General features: G+C 67.5%; 14 protein-coding genes. 6 read left to right on the top strand and 8 right to left on the bottom strand.

The annotated features are described in order from the left end of the window. The 4 genes from MA09_RS03460 to MA09_RS03450 all read right to left on the bottom strand — a co-directional run. A partial coding sequence (locus tag MA09_RS03460) for a DUF1302 domain-containing protein (protein WP_036245530.1) occupies window positions 1-597 on the bottom strand: 597 nt, incomplete at its 3' end. A gap of 119 nt (window positions 598-716) precedes the next feature. Then, a complete protein-coding gene (locus tag MA09_RS24770) occupies window positions 717-872 on the bottom strand; it encodes a hypothetical protein (protein WP_161783190.1) in 156 nt (51 codons plus the stop codon). Between the two features lie 63 nt (window positions 873-935). Continuing rightward, complete coding sequence (locus MA09_RS03455) at window positions 936-2,579, bottom strand: SulP family inorganic anion transporter (protein WP_036245529.1); 1,644 nt, start codon at window positions 2,577-2,579, stop codon at window positions 936-938. Between the two features lie 68 nt (window positions 2,580-2,647). Beyond that, window positions 2,648-4,135 (bottom strand): GGDEF domain-containing protein, encoded by a 1,488-nt coding sequence (locus MA09_RS03450; RefSeq protein WP_036245528.1) that lies wholly within the window; start codon window positions 4,133-4,135, stop codon window positions 2,648-2,650. 178 nt (window positions 4,136-4,313) lie between these two features. Here MA09_RS03450 and MA09_RS03445 point away from each other — a divergent pair, with 178 nt between their 5' ends. Genes MA09_RS03445 through MA09_RS03435 form a run of 3 tightly spaced genes read left to right on the top strand, consistent with a single transcriptional unit; the run spans window position 4,314 to window position 6,611 of the window. Beyond that, window positions 4,314-5,279 carry an SDR family oxidoreductase gene (locus MA09_RS03445; RefSeq protein ID WP_036245527.1) on the top strand — a complete coding sequence of 322 codons (966 nt, stop codon included), beginning with the start codon at window positions 4,314-4,316 and terminating at the stop codon, window positions 5,277-5,279. Between the two features lie 13 nt (window positions 5,280-5,292). Then, the gene (locus MA09_RS03440; RefSeq protein WP_036245526.1) at window positions 5,293-6,375 is read left to right on the top strand and encodes a Ku protein; all 1,083 of its coding nucleotides are present in this window, start codon (window positions 5,293-5,295) and stop codon (window positions 6,373-6,375) included. A 2-nt stretch (window positions 6,376-6,377) separates the two neighbouring features. After that, window positions 6,378-6,611 (top strand): hypothetical protein, encoded by a 234-nt coding sequence (locus tag MA09_RS03435; protein ID WP_036245525.1) that lies wholly within the window; start codon window positions 6,378-6,380, stop codon window positions 6,609-6,611. Between the two features lie 77 nt (window positions 6,612-6,688). On the opposite strand, the gene MA09_RS23565 is transcribed toward MA09_RS03435, so the two are convergent. Both MA09_RS23565 and MA09_RS03425 read right to left on the bottom strand, forming a co-directional pair. Further along, a complete protein-coding gene (locus MA09_RS23565) occupies window positions 6,689-7,327 on the bottom strand; it encodes a S41 family peptidase (RefSeq protein ID WP_051933133.1) in 639 nt (212 codons plus the stop codon). Between the two features lie 312 nt (window positions 7,328-7,639). Continuing rightward, the gene (locus tag MA09_RS03425; RefSeq protein WP_152594545.1) at window positions 7,640-9,145 is read right to left on the bottom strand and encodes a vanadium-dependent haloperoxidase; all 1,506 of its coding nucleotides are present in this window, start codon (window positions 9,143-9,145) and stop codon (window positions 7,640-7,642) included. Between the two features lie 166 nt (window positions 9,146-9,311). Between MA09_RS03425 and MA09_RS03420 the strand changes: the two genes are divergently transcribed. Together MA09_RS03420 and MA09_RS03415 are read left to right on the top strand one after the other, a co-directional pair. Then, on the top strand, window positions 9,312-10,814 hold the full coding sequence (locus MA09_RS03420; RefSeq protein ID WP_152594544.1) for an App1 family protein: 1,503 nt from the start codon (window positions 9,312-9,314) through the stop codon (window positions 10,812-10,814). Between the two features lie 91 nt (window positions 10,815-10,905). Beyond that, on the top strand, window positions 10,906-12,369 hold the full coding sequence (locus tag MA09_RS03415; RefSeq protein WP_036245520.1) for a catalase: 1,464 nt from the start codon (window positions 10,906-10,908) through the stop codon (window positions 12,367-12,369). A 62-nt stretch (window positions 12,370-12,431) separates the two neighbouring features. On the opposite strand, the gene ligD is transcribed toward MA09_RS03415, so the two are convergent. Next, the gene (gene ligD, locus MA09_RS03410) at window positions 12,432-15,143 is read right to left on the bottom strand and encodes a DNA ligase D (protein ID WP_036245518.1); all 2,712 of its coding nucleotides are present in this window, start codon (window positions 15,141-15,143) and stop codon (window positions 12,432-12,434) included. A 260-nt stretch (window positions 15,144-15,403) separates the two neighbouring features. Here ligD and MA09_RS03405 point away from each other — a divergent pair, with 260 nt between their 5' ends. Continuing rightward, window positions 15,404-16,351 (top strand): D-2-hydroxyacid dehydrogenase, encoded by a 948-nt coding sequence (locus MA09_RS03405; RefSeq protein WP_036245516.1) that lies wholly within the window; start codon window positions 15,404-15,406, stop codon window positions 16,349-16,351. 1 nt (window position 16,352) lies between these two features. Here the strand turns inward: MA09_RS03405 and MA09_RS03400 are convergent. After that, window positions 16,353-17,108: sensor histidine kinase (locus MA09_RS03400; RefSeq protein WP_036245515.1), on the bottom strand; the 756-nt coding region annotated here is incomplete at its 5' end.

Here is a 17,108-nt window from a genome sequence, read left to right as displayed (position 1 = left end):
CGGGTTGAGCGCTTCCAGTCCGCCGGGGCTCATCGAGCGCTCGCCCCAGGCGGTTGACTGCTGTCCGACGCGCGCCAGCACCGGCATGTCCGCAAGCCGGGTCTTGCCCTGTACCCAGGCATCGCGCAGCGCGATGCCGGAAAAGCGCGACAGCCGCGGCGCTCCACTGTCCGACAGCGGCTCGCCGGCGCGGTAGCCGTTGACGACATTGCCCCAGGGTCGGCCGTCGCGCGACAGGCCGGCATCGTGCCAGGCCTTGATGCGCACCATGCCCGACCAGTTCCCCTCCACCGCCACGATGTCGAGCAAGGCATGAAGCGAGCGCGAAGCCGCATCGCCCTTGGCATAGTTGGTATTCGCGTCGTCCGCGTTGCCTCCGCTGCCATGCCCCACGAGGCCGATCGCGGTGGCGGCGTTCACCAAGGTGAGTAGATCCGGGTCACGGTCCTGGACCCGGTAGATGTTGCCGGCCACGAGGCGGCCGCTGGCCTTGATCTCGGCCGCCTGTGCCTGGCCGGCCGCCAGCGCGGCAAGCGCGATAGCCGCACCTGTCCTGCGGGCGGCGATACGGGTCGCCGGCGTCTCGTTTCGGGTCATCCCTGCCCCTTGTTTGTTCGGCCGATGGGATCACGGCCGTGGCCGATCGTACTTGATCTAGTTTTGTGCCGAAGCCATCCTAATAGCCGAATTACCCGCCGTCAATACAGCGTTGGTTTTCAGGCGCCATGGCGGCGGCCGACGAGGCGTTTCCAGGCCAACAACTCTGCAAGGCCGCCGGCGGCCATCAAGAGGGCCGCGTTGTCGCGCATGCCGAGATACCACAGCAGGGCGGCAGCCCCGAAACAGGCCAGGGTGATCAGGTGATAGCGCATCGTGTCCTCGCGGTTCGATATGGATGAGTTGCGGCAGTATCGCAGGTATTTGTTAGAAGATCGTTACGGCGCCGCCCCAGGCGCCAGTTCATCCCAGGCCATGGCGGCGCTCAGGAACAGGCGGCCGTTCAGCGCCTGCAGCAGCGTGCTGTGCCTGAGTCGGTCCATCACCGGCCCCTTCACCTCGGCCAGGTGCAGCAGTACCCCGCGCTGGCGCAGCGAGGTGTTCAGTTCGCCCAGCCCGAACAGGGCCGAGGTATCGATGGCGTTCACCGCCGACAGCACCAGCACCAGGTGGCGCGTGCTTGGCCGCGCCGCCAGTTCATCCTCGATGCGTTCGTTCACCGCCTCGACGTTCCCGAAGAACAGCCCGGCATCCACGCGCAGCATCAGCAGGCCCGGCGCGGTCTCGGTCGAATAGCGGTCGACGTTGCGGAAATGCTCGGTGCCGGGGATGCGGCCCAGTACCGCGATGTGCGGACGGCTGGCGCGCCAGATCAGCGCGCCCATCGACAGCGCCACGCCCACCACCACACCGGCCTCCACGCCCAGCACCAGCACCCCGGCGCCGGTGGCCAGCAGCGCCGCCGCATCGGCACGGTCGTAACGCCAGGCCGTGGACAGGGTCGACAGGTCGAGCATGCCGAGCACCGCGACGATGATGGTCGCGGCCAGCACCGGCAGCGGCAGCAGCGCCAGCCAGCCGGTCGGGGCCACCAGGGCCAGGGCCAACAGCGCGGCCGTGATGATGCTGGCCAGCTGGCTGTTGGCGCCGGCCGCGAAGTTCACCGCCGAGCGCGAGATGCTGCCCGTCACCGGAAAGCCGCCGCTCAGGGCGCTGCCGATATTCGCCGCGCCCAGGCCGGCGAGTTCGCGGTTGCTGCCGAGCTTTTCGCCACGCTTGAGCGCCAGCGTCTGCGCCCCCGACATGCTGATCAGGAAGACCATGAACCCGATCAGGAGCGCTGGTTGCAGCAGGGCCTGCCAGTGGGCGCTCGAGGTGGCCAGGTTCAGCCCGGGCAGTCCCGCCGGCACGTTGCCGGTGGTGGCCACGCCGAGCGCCTCCAGCTCCAGTGCAGGTACCAGCGCAGTGGCGCCGACCACCACCAGCATGGGCGCCAGCTTGGCGCCGATATCGGCCGCCGCCGGCGACAGGCCGGTACGCCGCAATGCGCCGGCCATGTATAGCCGGGCCCAGACCAGGACGGCCAGCGCACCGAGTCCCAGCATCGCGCTCGGCCAGTGGACGGCCGGCGGCATGGCGCCGAGCAGCGGCACGACCTGGCCCCAGGCGATCAGGATCGCCGAGCCGAGCATGAAGCCGCTCATCACGGGACGGGAAAAGAAGTTGGCCAGGAAGCCGATGCGCAGCAGGCCGCAGGCCAGCAGCACGCCCCCGGACAGCAAGGCCAGTTGCGCTGCCAGCACGCCGTACAGCGCGCTGCCGGGCGCGGCCAGCGGCGCCAGGCTGGATGCCGTCATCAGCGAGATGATCGCCATCGGGCCGACCGATTGGGTGCTGCTGGTGCCGAACAGTGCGTACAGCAGCGGCGGGATGATGCTGGCGTAGATCCCGGCCACCGGCGGCAGGCCGGCCACCAGGGCATAGGCCATGCCCTGCGGGATCATCATCATCGCCACGACGATGCCGGCGCTGATGTCGCCCGGCAGCATCGAACGCCGGTAGTGCTGCAGCCACTGAAGCATAAGGTATTACCTGACAGAAAGGCGCTAGCCTACCACAGCGCGGCAGGCCGGCACGCCCCGACTACCCCCTACTGCATCGCCAGCTCGACGCAGTTGCGCCCCGCCCGCTTGGCGCGCGCCAGCGCGGCATTCACCCGCACCGCCAGCGAATCGCCGGATTCAAGCTCGCCCAGCTGCGCCACGCTCAGGCTGACCGTCAGGTGGTCGCAGCCGGGAATCTCGGCCGCCTCGATGGCCGCGCGCAGCTTCTCGGCCATTTTCAGGCCGTCGATGGCGCTGGTGTGCGGCGCGATCACCTGGAACTCTTCGCCGCCCGCGCGCACCAGCACGTCGCTCGACCGCAGCAGGCCACGCGCGGTATCGGCCACGGTGCGCAGCGCCATGTCGCCGACCGGGTGGCCATAGGCGTCGTTGATGTTGCGGAAGCGGTCGATGTCGAAGGCGATCAGGGCCAGCGGCAGGCGGTAGCGGCGCGCACGCTTGACTTCCTGCTCGATCAGATATTCGCCGTGGCGGCGGTTGGCCACGTTCGTCAGGGCATCGAGGGTCGCCAGTTGGGTGACGCGGCCCAGCAGCTCCTCGTTTTCACGCATCAGCTCCGCCATGCGCAGGCCGAAGGCGGCCAGCTGCGCCAGGTCTTCGAAGGCCGCCAGCTGGGCGCGCGAAAACGGGCGCGCCTGCCCGAACAGCAAGCACAGTGCGCCCGCTGTCGGACGCCGGGCGCCGGGGCCGGAAGCAGGAATCGGCAGGCCGACCACCATCTGCACGCCCTGCCCCCGTAGCGCCCGCGCCAATTCCGGCTCGTGCGCCTTGTCGACGGCGTCCAGCAGCACGGTCTCGCCGCTGGCTGCTGCCAGCAGGCCGGGAAAGGCATGGCGCAAGGGCGACTGCAGCAGGCGCTCGCCACGTCCCAGCACGCCGGCCAGGTCCAGGCCGGCCTGGCCGTGCTGCGCTTCCAGCCGCAAATCGCCTCCCTCATGCAGCTGGAACATCGCGGCATGCACCACCCCGGGCCAGCCCAGCAGGGCTGCGCACAGGCGCTCGCCGAAACGGATGCCGTCGTCGGCCCCGGCGAGCGCCTGCTGCGCCCTGCTCCGCACCGCCAGCAGCGCCGCCAGCTCGGCCTCCACCGGAGTGGCGGCAGCCGGCGCGCGGGGTGGCAACAACGCGGCGTCCAGGCGCGCGCCCACCTCGCGGCACAACGCGTCCGGCGCAAGCGGTCCGATCACGTAGTCCAGGGGACCATGGGCCATCAGGGCGGGCAGCCAGCGCGCATTGGTGTAGGGGCAGAGGACGAGCAGCGGGCGGCCTTCGCGCTGCGCCACCAAGTGGCCCAGCGCCGCCAGGTCGATGCCGATCTCGCAATGCTCGAGGTCGAGCACCAGCACGTCGGCCGGCTGCTGCGCCAGCAAGGCAAGTGCCTGCTCGGCCCCGTCGGCCACGCGCAAGCCGTCGAACAGCCCGGCGCAGGCGCGCTGGAACTCGCCACGACGCTGCCCGGCCGGGTTGACGTACAACCCGCTATACGCCGGGCGCACGCCTTCCTGCTGAGACATCCCTTCCTCCTTTTGATTTCCTGGCCGGCCAGTTTGTTAAAAGCGATGGCAAGTTTGCCATAAAGCTATTCCAGGGCATAGTGAAGAATTGTCTCCGAGTGTGTGGAAGCGCACCGTCCGGCACGGAAGGAGCCACCGATACTCTACGGGTCGATTCGAACGTTCACGGGAGCAGGCAATGGCACACCAGGATGACGTGGCAAACAAGCAGAAGGCAATCCAGAGCCGTCAGGACCAGCAGGACGGCAGCATGCAGAAGGCGGAGAACAATGACGCTGTCCAGACGGGGATCCGGCAGCCGGCGCCGCCGATGCCTGAGCAGCACCTCGCCAAGCCGGGCATCGAGGCGCAAATGGCGCTCAAGCCGAAGTTCATGGCGGAACACTACAAGGGCAGCGGCAAGTTGCAGGGCATGGCCGCCATCGTGACCGGCGCCGACTCGGGCATCGGGCGCGCGGTCGCGGTGCTGTTCGCGCGCGAAGGCGCCGACGTGGCCGTGATGTACCTGAACGAGCACGAGGATGCCGAGGAAACCAGGCGCTGCATCGAGGCCGAAGGCCAACGCTGCGTGACCATTGCGGGCGACGTCAAGGACGCCGCATTCTGCCAGGACGCGGTCGAGAAGGTGGTTGCCGAATTCGGGCGTCTCGACATCCTTGTCAACAACGCCGCCTTCCAGGAACATGCCAGCTCGCTGCTGGACATCACCGAAGAGCGCTTGGATGAGACCTTCCGCACCAACATCTACGGCTACTTCCACATGGCGCGCGCGGCCCTGCCCTACCTCAAGGAAGGCTCGTCGATCATCAACACCGGCTCGGTGACCGGCCTGAAGGGCTCGAAAAAGCTGCTCGACTATTCCGCGACCAAGGGCGCGATCCACGCTTTCACGATGTCGCTCGCGGCCAGCGTGATCGACCAGGGCATCCGCGTCAACTGCGTGGCGCCGGGACCGGTGTGGACGCCGCTGAATCCGGCCGACCAGTCGCCCGAGGACATCAAGGAATTCGGCGCCAGCACCACCTTCAAGCGTCCGGCCCAGCCGGAAGAACTGTCGCCGGCCTACGTGTTCCTGGCCTCGCCGGTGTGTTCGGGCTACATCACCGGGGTGATCCTGCCGGTCACGGGCAAAGTAGGCGAATAAAGAGGAGACTAATATGCCGCGCAGCATGTGGAAGGGTGCGATCAGCTTCGGGCTGGTCCACATCCCCGTCGATATGTATCCGGCGGTCGACAACAAGGGGCTCGACCTGACCATGCTCGACCGGCGCGACTTCTCGCCGGTCGGTTTCAAGCGCTACAACAAGGGCAACGGCAAGGAAGTCTCCTGGGACGACATCGTCAAGGGCTACGAGTACACCAGCGGCGAATACGTCGTGCTGTCCGACGAAGACCTGCGGCGCGCCAACCCGGAGGCGACCCAGACCATCGACATCCTCGCTTTCGTCGATGCCGAAGACGTCTCCTTGCTCTACTTCGAGCAGCCCTACTACCTTGCCCCCGGCAAGGGCGGCGACAAGGTCTATGCGCTGCTGCGGGAAACCTTGCGTAAGGCCGGCAAGATCGGCATCGCCCGCGTCGTCATCCGCGTCAAGCAGCACCTGGCGGCGCTGGTGTGCGTGGGCGACACGATCGTCATGAACACGCTGCGCTATGCCGACGAGATCCGCGACGCAGGCGACCTCAAGATTCCCACCGCAGACGACAAGAAGGCCGCGATTACCGACAAGGAACTCAAGATGGCGATGGCCCTGGTCCAGGGCATGGCCGAGGACTGGGACCCCGAGCAGTACCACGACACCTACCGCGAGGATGTCATGGCGCTGATCGAGAAGAAGGTCAAGGCGCACCAGACCAAGACCATTACCATGCCCGAGCCGGGCGAAGCGAAGCGCGAAACCGGCAAGGTCATCGACCTTGTTTCTCTGCTGCAGGCCAGCCTGGGCAAGAAGCCCGCGAAAGCCGCAGCGGACGACGACGATGACGACGACGATCCGCCGCCGTCCAAGAAGCGCCGTCCTGCTGCCGACGAGGACAACGAGGAGGAAGCGCCGCCGCCACGCGCACGCAAGACCGCGGCGCACGGCACCGACCGGGTTGCGGCCAGCGGCGCCGCGCCGAAGCGCGCGGCCTCGAAAACCGCCGCCAAGACCGCGGCCAAGCCGGCGGCGAAGAAAACCGCCGCCAAGTCCACCGGCGCACCATCGACGGCCGCTCCGCGCCGCAGGAAGGCGGCGTAAGGATGGATGCATTCATCGACTTCTTGCAGTGGCCGGCGATGCTGGTCACCCTGTTCGCGGCCTACCTGATCGGATCCAAGCGCGCCGAACGCCGTGTGTTCGGCTTTTCCATGTTCATCCTCAGTAACGTGCTGTGGATCGTGTGGGGCATCCACGACGAGGCCTGGGCCCTGATCGTGCTCCAGGCGGCGCTGATGGCCATGAACATCCGCGGCATCTTCAAGAACGAATCCTGACGCCGTGCCCCCCCGGCCCGGTCAAGGTGCGGCGGCGAAGCGCGGAGCGCTTTCCTGGAGCCGGCGCCGCATCTCCTTCATGGCCACGGCCAGTGCCCTTTCCGGCGTCGCGGCGATATCGGGCGTGACGCCGGTTTCTTCCCAGTTGTGCCGGCGATGGGACTGATGCTGCGCGGGTCGGGTATCTGTACATAGAAATGTCCGCCGATGCGATGCGTGTTGAAGGGCTGGGCGCCGCCCCAGGTGCTCGCGCCGACCACCGTGGCGCGCTTCAAGGCCTGCATCGTGTACGCGAAGTCTTCGCCGACGGACGCCGTGCCGGGACCGACCAGGATCATCACCGGCTTCCTGCCGCCATAGCGTTTGCCGTCGAGCTCGTCGTAGGTCCAATGCTGGACGGTCTTGCCGGTTTCGCGCTCCCAGCGGTCGTTGAGGCGTGTACGCCCGTCGACGAAATAGCTGACCAGCAGGACCACGCCATGCAGATCGGCGGTGAGCTGTTGCACCAGCCGATAGCCGGTACGGGTGCCATCGTACATTCCCGCCTGCCGGCGCTGGCGCAAGACTGCTTCCATTTGCCTGGCCTTTTCGGGAAAGACGTAGTGGTCGTTCAGCTTCGCCACCAGCCTGTCGATCGTCTCGGAACGCATCGCACGGTCGACGACCACCTCCGGCCGCGGCTTGAAAGCCAGCCAGAGGACGGCCAGCACCAGCATGCACGCTATGGCGCTCACTATTCCTTACATTGCGTTCCTCTGATTGCGGCATCCGCTGTTGACCGTTTTGGCGACTGACCGGAAACCAACATTTCATCAGTAAGACAATCCAATGGATACAAAATAGCACAGCAATTGCTACCATATAGCAATTTTTCATGCCATGCGAGCGCAGACGATGCTCAGCGCATCCGGGTCAGGTGAGCGTCGCGCGCGGCGCGCCACCCCAGGCGCGGTCATGCAGTCTAGCTTGCCAGAGAAGCGCGCCGTGCACGACTGCGCGCACCGCGATTGTCCCGTTGCCTGCCGCCTTCAGGCGGCGCCCTTCCACAGCCGTTCGGCTTTTGTATAGGCCTGGGCGCCTACCCGCCGTCCCAGCGCCAGGCCCGCCGTATTGCCCCGCTCGAAGTGGATGCCCCCGAGGATCCGCGACATGCCGGCCTGCTCAGCCGCGGCGCTGAAGGTCGGCCAGGACAGCAGCACGTCCTGCGGCGGCATGCCCGGCTCGATCGTCACCGCGCCCGCCGGCTTCAGGTAGCTGGCGCCGAAGCTGTCGCTGCCGGTGTAGCGTTGCAGCACCTCGGCGGCCGCGGCGCTGAAGCTGCTGTGGCCGGATACGTGCTCGGCGAAGGGCGGTGTCGGGAAGCTCAGCGGCTGGTAAGGCACCCAGGATTCCCCGCGAATGGCGCGCAGGCCGGCCGCCGGCCCCTGCGGCCCGTAGCCGGTAATCAGCTGGTCGTGCAGCAGGAAACGCACCGCCGTCACCGGGCGCGCGGAGTCGTAGGCGCCCTTGCCGTCCCACGCGGCGATGGCCGCGTCCGCCAGCGCGTTGGAGAGCGCGAAGAACATCCGGATATCCTCGTCATCGCTGTGGCGGTCGCGTTCGGACACGTACACGGCGAACATCAGCCAGTGCCCGGGCGGGAGCTCCGAGCTCGGGCCGTCGGCCCAGTATTCGGCGGCGACCTTCTGCTCCGGCGTGAGCGCAGCCTGCACGTCGACGACGTGCCGGGTCTGCTCCACGAACTCGGGCGAGCCGTAGCGTGCCGGAGGGCCCGGGCGGAACTGGTCGCTGCTCCTCAGCGCGAAGGGCCGCACCTGTGCCCAGTGCGCGCCCAGGTAGCCGGGCGTGCGCGGCGCGCCGCCGGCATCGGTATAGCTCAACGGTTGCCACCGGTCCGGGTAGGGTATCGACGCCAGTGGCGTCGGGCGGGCGATCTCGATCGGTGGGTTACGCGCTACGTAGCCGGTGTAATCCGCGTAAGGCAATCCGGCGGGTGCCAGGTCGCCGAGCTGGTTGGCGCCATCGGTGTGGCAGTACGCGATCTCGGCGCGGGCACTTGCCAGCCCGAGGCCGGCGGGCGTGGCCGGGTCGAGCGTGGTCGAAGGCAGCGCGTAGCCTAGCCGCCTGAGGTAGGCGTCGAAGGCCGCCCGTTCGCCCGGATACTGGTCGGCCAGGGCCGCGTGGGCCGCATAGCTCATGGCCATGGCCTTGTTTGCGGCGGTGCGCTCCGCCTGCGGGCGCCTTGCCATGAGCCCCGACAGCGTCGGCTGCGCGGCGCCATCGTAGGCGCACCAGGCGTTGTACATGCAGGTGTACAGGATCGCGAAGGAGCGCGCAGCCATCGGCGGGCCGGGCTTCGCGCTGCGCACCGCCTGCAGCGCGGTCTCCGTCCAGCCGGTTACCGTGCCATACCCGAGCGTCCGCGTGCCCGGTCCCTCGGGAGCGGCAGCGTGATCGCCGCCACCTCCGCATGCAGCCAGCGCGCTACCCAATGCCGCCGCTCCACCCAGCTTGAAGAAAGTGCGTCGTTTCATCGTCTTGTACCTCTGTCGTGATGTGATCGGGCGAGTATGGGATCGACGACACGCGCTTCGATTGCGCGGCTTCAGAAAGACGTGCATGTGCACCAGTCTTCCGTTCCGGAAGATGTGGCCGGGTTGCTACGCGTGCTCCCGATAGCGTGCGTTCGATTCCGCGCGCGTGAGCGATACTTGGGCTATCCCGACCACGCCAGCGATCACCATGCCAGACAGCGCCATGCCCTTCCTCGTGTTGACCCGCGCAGGCTTCGACGACATCGCGGCCCGCGTCGAGCTTGGCAAGGCCAGCCTCTTCCTCAATCCGGGCCTGCTCTCGGAAACGGACATCGCGCGCCTGCGCGAGATGGGCACGGCGGTGCACGTCATGGCCACGCCGGTCGATCCGATGAAGCCCCAGCAGGTGCAGCAGGCCCTGCTCCTGACACGCAACGCACGCGGCAGCGTCTGGGTCGAACGCGGCACGCCGCGTGCCGCCACGGCGGCCAACGCCGCCGACAAGCTGCAGCAAGCCCGGCATGAGGTCGTGCCCGCCACGCCGCTGCACCGGCGCCTGGCGCACACCGCCGGCGCCTTTGCCGGCGAGGCCCTGCGGCGCCTGCGTGCCCCCGAGAGCGGGCGCCGCCTGATGGCCGTGCCCTACCTCGGCTTCGGCAACGCCGGCCGCGTGTGGCTCAAGGGACGCCTGCTGGCGGAAGCGGCCTTCCGCGAACAGAGCGGCGCCGACAGCGGCTGGCAGAACCTGATCGCCCTGTACCGCCGTCTCGAATCGGACGAAGTGGCCGGCGCCCGCGTGCTGGCCCACTTTGCCGGCACCACGCACGAAACCCGTACCGACGGCGGCGGGTATTTTTCCTTCGACTTCGCCCCCGGAGCCGAGCTCGGTGGCGGCTGGCATGCGGTCGATCTCGAATTCCCGGACCACCGGGGGCCAGGCGGCCAGCCGCTGCGTGCGACGGGCGAGATCCGGGTGCCTGCCGCCAGTGCGCGCTTCGGCATCATCAGCGACATCGACGATACCGTTCTCTGGACCAACGTCACCAACAAGCTGAACATGGCGCTGATGCTGGCCCGGACCAACCACCACACGCGCAAGCCCTTCAAGGGCGTGGCGGGCTTCTACCGCGCCCTGCGTGACGGCGTGGGCGGTAGCGAGGACAATCCGCTGTTCTACGTCTCGAGCAGTCCCTGGCACCTGTTCGGGCCCCTGCTCGACTTCCTGAGGCTGCAGGACATTCCGCTCGGCCCCCTGCTGCTGCGCGAGCTGAGCGTGCGCCAGGTACTCAAGATCAACGAGCACGGCAACCACAAGCTCGCGCAGATCGAGCGCATCCTGGACTTCTATCCGGATATGCAGTTCGTGCTGATCGGCGACAGCGGCGAGCAGGACCCCGAGATCTACGCCGAAGTCGTGCGGCGGCACCCAAGCGCGGTGAAGATGATCTACATCCGCAACGTCAATCCCGATCCCTCGCGCATCGACGCGCTCGACCGCCTCATCGACGAGGTCAGCGCCACCGGCATCCAGCTGGTGCTGTCGCCGGACAGCGTGTTCGCCGCCTCGCACGCCGCGGCCGAAGGGCTGATCGCGGTCGACCGGCTGCCGGGCATCCGCTCGGACAAGCGCGAGGACGACAACGCTCTGCCTACCAAGACGGGATTGTGAAAAGCTATTAATTCGATATAATTAATCGAATTTATTAATCCACCGCTGAGCCATAGAATCCCTCTATCGACAACGCAACGAGGAGATTCAGATGAGCCAACCCCGCCTGACCACCGCTTCCGGCATCCCGGTCGCCGACAACCAGAACTCGCTCAGCGCCGGCCCGCGCGGCCCGCTGCTGCTGCAGGATTTCCACCTGATCGAGAAACTGCAGCACTTCAACCGTGAGCGCATTCCCGAGCGCGTGGTCCACGCCAAGGGCTCGGGCGCCTACGGGACCTTCACCGTCACCCATGACCTGCGGTCCTTCACCAAGGCCAAGCTGTTCTCCGAGATCGGCAAGCAGACCCCGGTATTCCTGCGCTTCTCGACCGTCGGCGGGGAAAAAGGCAGCGCCGATACCGAGCGCGACCCGCGCGGCTTTGCCCTGCGCTTCTATACCGAGGAAGGCAACTGGGACCTGGTCGGCAACAACACCCCGGTGTTCTTCTTGAAGGATCCGATCAAGTTCCCGGACTTCATCCACACCCAGAAGCGCGACCCACAGACCAACCTGAAGTCCGCCAACATGATGTTCGACTTCTGGAGCAAGGCGCCGGAGAGCCTGCACCAGGTGACCATCCTGTTCTCGGATCGCGGCACCCCGGACGGCTACCGCCACATGGACGGTTTCGGCAGCCACACCTATAGCCTGATCAACGAGGCTGGCGAACGCGTGTATGTGAAGTGGCACTTCAAGACCCGCCAGGGCATCAAGAACCTCAGCGCCGCCGAAGCCGTGCGGATTGCCGGCACCGACCCCGACCATGCCGGCCGCGACCTGTTCGAGGCGATCGCTGGCGGCAACCATCCGCGGTGGGACGTCAAGGTGCAGGTGGCGACGAGTCAGCAGCTGGCGGACTGGGAAGCGCGCACCGGCTGGAACCCGTTCGACCTGACCAAGGTATGGCCGCACGGCGATTTCCCGATGCTGGAGGTGGGCGTGCTCGAACTGAACCGCAACCCCGACAACTACCACCTGGATGTCGAGCAGGCCGCATTCTCGCCCGCCAACGTGGTGCCGGGCATGGGCTACTCGCCGGACAAGATGCTGCAGGGCCGCCTGTTCGCCTACCACGACGCCCAGCTGTACCGGGTCGGCACCAACCACCAGCACCTGCCGGTGAACGCCCCGCGTTGCCCCTTCCACAACCAGCAGCGCGACGGCGCCATGGCGATCGCCAACGGCGGTGCTGCGCGCAACTATGCAACGATCGATGCGGAAGGCCGCGGTGCGCTGGGTATGGGCCACGGCGAGCCGGAACTGCCGATCGTCGGAAATGCGGGCCGCTACGACTTCCGCGGCATGGAGGACGATTACACCCAGGCGGGCAACCTGTTCCGCCTGATGACGCAGCAAGAGCGCGCGAACCTGTGCGACAACCTGGCGGGGCCACTGAGCCAGGTGGACGAGGACATCCTGCAGCGGCAACTGCGGCAGTTCGACAAGGCCGATCCGGCCTACGGCCGGGGTGTGCGGGCCGCGCTGAAAGCGCTTGGCCGTAACGTGGACTGATCCGGCGCCGACAGCCGAGACCGGAAACGGGGAACCATGCCGCCGGCATCGTTCCCCTTCGCCTACTCGTCGAATCCCAGGATCTTCATCGCCCTGGTCAGCCCTTTGGCGGCTTTCGCATACCCCGCCCAGGGCGCGTTCCCCCGGTCCAGCCGGGTGTGCACGTTCGCCACCGTCCACTGCGCGCTCGACTTCAGCTTCATGAGCTCGTCCCACTCGAGCGGCACGGAAATTCCCAGCCCGGGCCGGGCGCGCGCCGCCCAGGCGCTGATGGTGGTCGCCCCGCGGCCGTTGCGCAGGTAGTCGATGAAGATCTTGCCGACCCGGTTCTTCGGACCGCTCTTGAAGGCGAAGCGCTCCGGCAGCGTCGCTGCCAGGTGGCGCACGATGGCCTGGGAGAAGGCTTTCACGGTATCCCAGCCGTATTCCGGCTTGACCGGCACCACCACGTGCAGCCCCTTGCCGCCGCTGGTTTTGAGAAAAGAAGGCAGTCCCAGCTCGGCGAGGAAGGCGTGCATGATCTGCGCCGCCTCCTGCATCTGCTGCCATTCCACGCCTTCGCCGGGGTCGAGGTCGAACACCATGCGGTCCGGGGTCTCGTAGCTTCTGGCCACTGCGTTCTGGGTGTGCAATTCGATCGCATTCCACTGCGCCACCGACAGGATGCCCTCCACGCTCGCGATCTCCAGCATCGGCGGGTTGCCCGGGTCCAGCGCGGGGTCCATCTGCTTGACGCCGGGGAGCTTCTTCACGTCGGCGTGCTTCTGGAACACCAGTTCCGCGCCGATGCCGGCCGGCGCCCGCACCAGGGTCAGCGGACGGCGCTTCAGGTGCTCCATCATCAGTTCGCCGACCAGCGCGTAATAGCGGATGATGTCCAGCTTGGTGATGCCGGTGGACGGGTCGACCACCCTTTCCGGGTTGGTCACCCGCAGCTTTTCCGGCAGCTTGCGGTGCAGGCCGGCAGGCGGCGGCGAGACCGGCTCGTCGGGCGTCGCGGGACGCTCCTTGCCCTCGTCGAGGTCGTCGATGTGGCGCGGTTCCTCGCGCGTGATGCCGCGTGCCGGCTTGTCGTTGCGCAGGCCCTGGAATACCGGATGGCGCACCGCGCCCGCGCTGGTCCATTCCGAGAAGCTCACCTCGGCCACCAGCACCGGCTTGACCCAGTGGTGCTGGCGTCCCGGCACCGCGCGCGGCGGGAACGGGCTGTCGTCCGTGCGCAGCGCTTCCAGGCGCTCGCGGATGTCCTTCAAGGAAGCATGGTTGAAGCCGGAGCCGACATTGCCCGCGTAGCGCAGCACGCCTTCGCGGTCGTAGGTGCCGAGCAGGAGCGAGCCGACGCCCTTGCGCGAACCCTTCGGGTCGGTATAGCCGCCGATCACGAATTCCTGGCGCAGGCCGCACTTGAGCTTGATCCACTCGGGCGAGCGACGCGACACGTAGCGCGAATCGCGGCGCTTGCCGATCACGCCTTCCAGGCCGACCTTGCAGGCGGCCACGACCAGCTCGTCCGGGTTGTTCCCGAACTCGGCCGAGAATCGCACCTTCGCGGACCTGGTCTTCCTGAGGATCTGCTCCAGTGCGGCGCGACGCTCGACCAGCGGCACGTCGCGCAGGTCGTAGCCGTTGCAATACGGAACGTCGAACAGGAAGTACACGATGTCGGCCGTGCGCACGCCGTCGAAGGCCAGTTGCAGCAGGCCGAAGTTCGGCTTGCCGTTCTCGTCGTGGACGACGATTTCGCCATCGTACCAGCCGTCCGGCAGCTTGACGCGTTCGAGCTCCTCGCGCAGCGGGCCGAGCTTGTCGGTCCAGTCCTTGGCATTGCGCGTGATGAGCCGCACCTCGCCCTTCTCGACCCGCGCCAGCATGCGGTAGCCGTCGAACTTGACCTCGAACACCCAGTTTTCCGGATCGGGCGGCGGGCCATCGACCAGCGTGGCCAGTTCCGGCGTAAAGGCCTCGGGCAACGCAGCCTCGACCACGCCTTCCGGCAAGCCGGGCACCGAGGCCTTCCTGCGGCGCGCGGACTTGCCTGCCGCTTTCGCCGCGGCGTTTGCGCCGGGTTTTGCCGCCGGTTTTGCCGAGGATGCTGCCGCCGGCTTTTCCGTGCCTGCCGCCCGCTTGCGCGATGGCTTGCGCACTGGTTCCGACGGCGCCGACTGCGCTTCTGCAGCGGCCTCGGCTTTCAGGGCCGCCACCTTGCCGCGCGCGGGCTTGGGCATCGGCAGGTCCTTGACGCTGTCGGGCAGTTCGTCCACCACCGAAAATTCGTCCGCCGGCCGCGCGTGCTCGTCGTTTTCCTTGATCAGCAGCCAGGGTTCCTGCTTGTCGTCGCCCCGGCCCTTCATGCGCACCAGTACCCAGCGCCCATGCATCTTGTGGCCGTGGATCTCGAACTTCAGGTTGCCCTTGCGGTAGCCTTCGTGCGGATCGCCGATCGGTTCCCAGGTGCCCTTGTCCCAGATGATGACTTTGCCGGCGCCATACTGCTTGGGCGGAATGGTGCCTTCGAAGTCGGAATAGGAAATCGGGTGGTCCTCGACGTGCACGGCCATGCGCTTGTCGTGGGTGTCGTAGCTCGGCCCCTTGGGGACGGCCCAGCTCTTCATGGTCCCGTCGAGCTCCAGACGGAAATCGTAGTGCAGGCGCGTGGCCCAGTGCTTCTGGATGACGAAGGTCAGCGCCTCGGTACTGGGCATGCCGCCTTCGGCAGGCTCGGACGTGATATCGAAATTGCGCTTGGCCTTGTACAGTTTGAGCGCGTCTGGCATGTGGTCCTCCCGGCTAACGGCGTGGCGCCAGTGTAGGACGGCCGCGTCCGGCACGACTGTACGCCAGCTAACCGTGCGCATGAGTTGTAAGCAAATGTAAGCCCGTCAACCGCGCACCCGCCGCGGGCGTTGAGGAAGCAGCATCACATAACAGGCCGCTCAGGCACCACCATATCCAAAGGACAGGCTCGCCCTGTCCTTTGTTGCACTTGCCCTCCGGACGGCGTCTACAATGAGGTTTTGACCACCGCGAGCACGCCATGCCTAGAATCGTCTTCCTGGACCGCGACAGCCTGCAGGCGCGGGTCCGCGCCCCCGCTTTCGACCATGAATGGCAAGACCATGCCGGCACGTCGGAGGACCAGGTGGTGGAGCGCCTGGCCGGGGCGGCCGTGGCCGTCACCAACAAGGTGCCGCTGCGCGCCGCGGCGATCGAGCGCCTTCCCGACCTGAAGATGGTGGCCGTGGCCGCCACCGGCACCGATAACGTCGACCTCGCCGCCTGCCGGGCGCGCGGCATCGTGGTCTCGAACATCCGCAACTATTCCCTGGTGTCGGTGCCCGAGCACTGCTTCGCCCTGCTGCTCGCGCTGCGCCGCAACCTGCGCGCCTATGCGGCCGACGTCGAGGGCGGCCGCTGGGAGGAATCGACCCGCTTCTGCCTGCTGGACCACCCGATCGGCGACCTGGCAGGCAGCCGCCTCGGCATCGTCGGCTACGGGGCGCTGGGGAAAAAGGTGGCGCAGCTCGGGCGCGCCTTCGGCATGGAGATCGCCACCACATCGCGCTCGCCGGTCACGGATCCCGGCGTGGTGCAGCTGCCGCTCGACGCGCTGCTGGCAAGCTCCGACGTCGTCAGCCTGCACCTGCCGCTGACGGAAGAAACGCACCACCTGATCGGCGCCCGCGAACTGGGCCTCATGAAGAAGCAGGCGCTCCTGATCAATACCGCCCGCGGCGGCCTGGTGGACGAGGCGGCGCTGGCCGCGGCGCTGCAGGATGGCCGCATCGGCGGCGCCGGCTTCGATGTCCTGAGCAAGGAGCCGCCGCTGCCGGACAACCCGCTGCTGCGCCTGCGCCTGCCGAACTTCATCCTGACGCCGCACGTGGCCTGGGCCAGCGGCGGGTCGATGCAGACGCTGGCGGACATGCTGGTCGATAACATCGAGGCCTGGGCCGCCGGCGAGCCCAGGAACGTGGTCGCCTGAATTAGCGCCCGTCCGCCGCGACAAACGGCGCCGGCGCGGGGACCTCGCCCTGCGCCTGCGGATCCGGCGCGCGCAGCGGCAGCTCGACGATGAAGGCCGTGCCCTGCCCCGGGCTGCTCTCCACCCGTACTGTCCCGCCGAGCAGGGTGGTGACGATGTTCCAGGTAATGTTCAGACCCAGGCCGCTGCCGCCCTGCCCCATGCGCGTGGTGAAGAAGGGATCGAAGATGCGCGACTGATGCTCCTGCGGAATGCCGCGCCCGTCGTCGCGGAACACCATGCGCACGCTACCGTCGCGCAGCGCCGCCTCCAGTACCATGCTGCCGCCCGGTCCCTCGAACGCATGCAGCAGGGCGTTGTTGACGAAGTTGATCACGACCTGGCCGAGCGGTCCGGGGAAGCTGTCCATCACGATTCCCGGCGCCACGGCAAGCTCGAGCCGGTGGCGGCCAAGTCGCACCGTGTTCATCAGGGTGGCCGCGATCTCCTGGCAGGCCCGGGCCAGGTCGAAGCGGCGCCGCTGGGCGCTGGCCTGGTCCACCGAGACCTGGCGGAAGCTGTTCACCAGTTCCGCCGCATTGTGCAGGCTGCGCATGATCAGGCTGGACGCTTCGCGCGAAGCCGACATGTAGTCGGCCAGGTCGGAGCGGCGCAGGCTGGCGCTGTCGAAGCGCGCCGCGATGTCGCTGGTTCGCTCCTGCAGCGTGCTGGCCATGAGCAGGCTGTTGCCGATCGGCGTATTCAGCTCGTGGGCGAC

The sequence above is a fragment of the Massilia sp. BSC265 genome (genome assembly GCF_000740675.1).
In the GTDB taxonomy this organism is placed as follows: domain Bacteria; phylum Pseudomonadota; class Gammaproteobacteria; order Burkholderiales; family Burkholderiaceae_D; genus Telluria.
Note: the sequence above shows the minus strand (reverse complement) of the source record. Positions and strands in the feature narration are given on the sequence as shown.

Bases quoted from the DNA above. Each gene is read 5' to 3' on its own strand.
- MA09_RS03445 (WP_036245527.1), top strand. From the start codon at position 4,314: ATGGCACACCAGGATGACGTGGCAAACAAGCAGAAGGCAATCCAGAGC.
- MA09_RS03440 (WP_036245526.1), top strand. From the start codon at position 5,293: ATGCCGCGCAGCATGTGGAAGGGTGCGATCAGCTTCGGGCTGGTCCAC.
- MA09_RS03455 (WP_036245529.1), bottom strand. From the start codon at position 2,579: ATGCTTCAGTGGCTGCAGCACTACCGGCGTTCGATGCTGCCGGGCGAC.
- MA09_RS03450 (WP_036245528.1), bottom strand. From the start codon at position 4,135: ATGTCTCAGCAGGAAGGCGTGCGCCCGGCGTATAGCGGGTTGTACGTC.
- MA09_RS03435 (WP_036245525.1), top strand. From the start codon at position 6,378: ATGGATGCATTCATCGACTTCTTGCAGTGGCCGGCGATGCTGGTCACC.
- MA09_RS24770 (WP_161783190.1), bottom strand. From the start codon at position 872: ATGCGCTATCACCTGATCACCCTGGCCTGTTTCGGGGCTGCCGCCCTG.
- MA09_RS03405 (WP_036245516.1), top strand. From the start codon at position 15,404: ATGCCTAGAATCGTCTTCCTGGACCGCGACAGCCTGCAGGCGCGGGTC.
- MA09_RS23565 (WP_051933133.1), bottom strand. From the start codon at position 7,327: ATGCTGGTGCTGGCCGTCCTCTGGCTGGCTTTCAAGCCGCGGCCGGAG.
- MA09_RS03425 (WP_152594545.1), bottom strand. From the start codon at position 9,145: ATGAAACGACGCACTTTCTTCAAGCTGGGTGGAGCGGCGGCATTGGGT.
- MA09_RS03415 (WP_036245520.1), top strand. From the start codon at position 10,906: ATGAGCCAACCCCGCCTGACCACCGCTTCCGGCATCCCGGTCGCCGAC.
- ligD (WP_036245518.1), bottom strand. From the start codon at position 15,143: ATGCCAGACGCGCTCAAACTGTACAAGGCCAAGCGCAATTTCGATATC.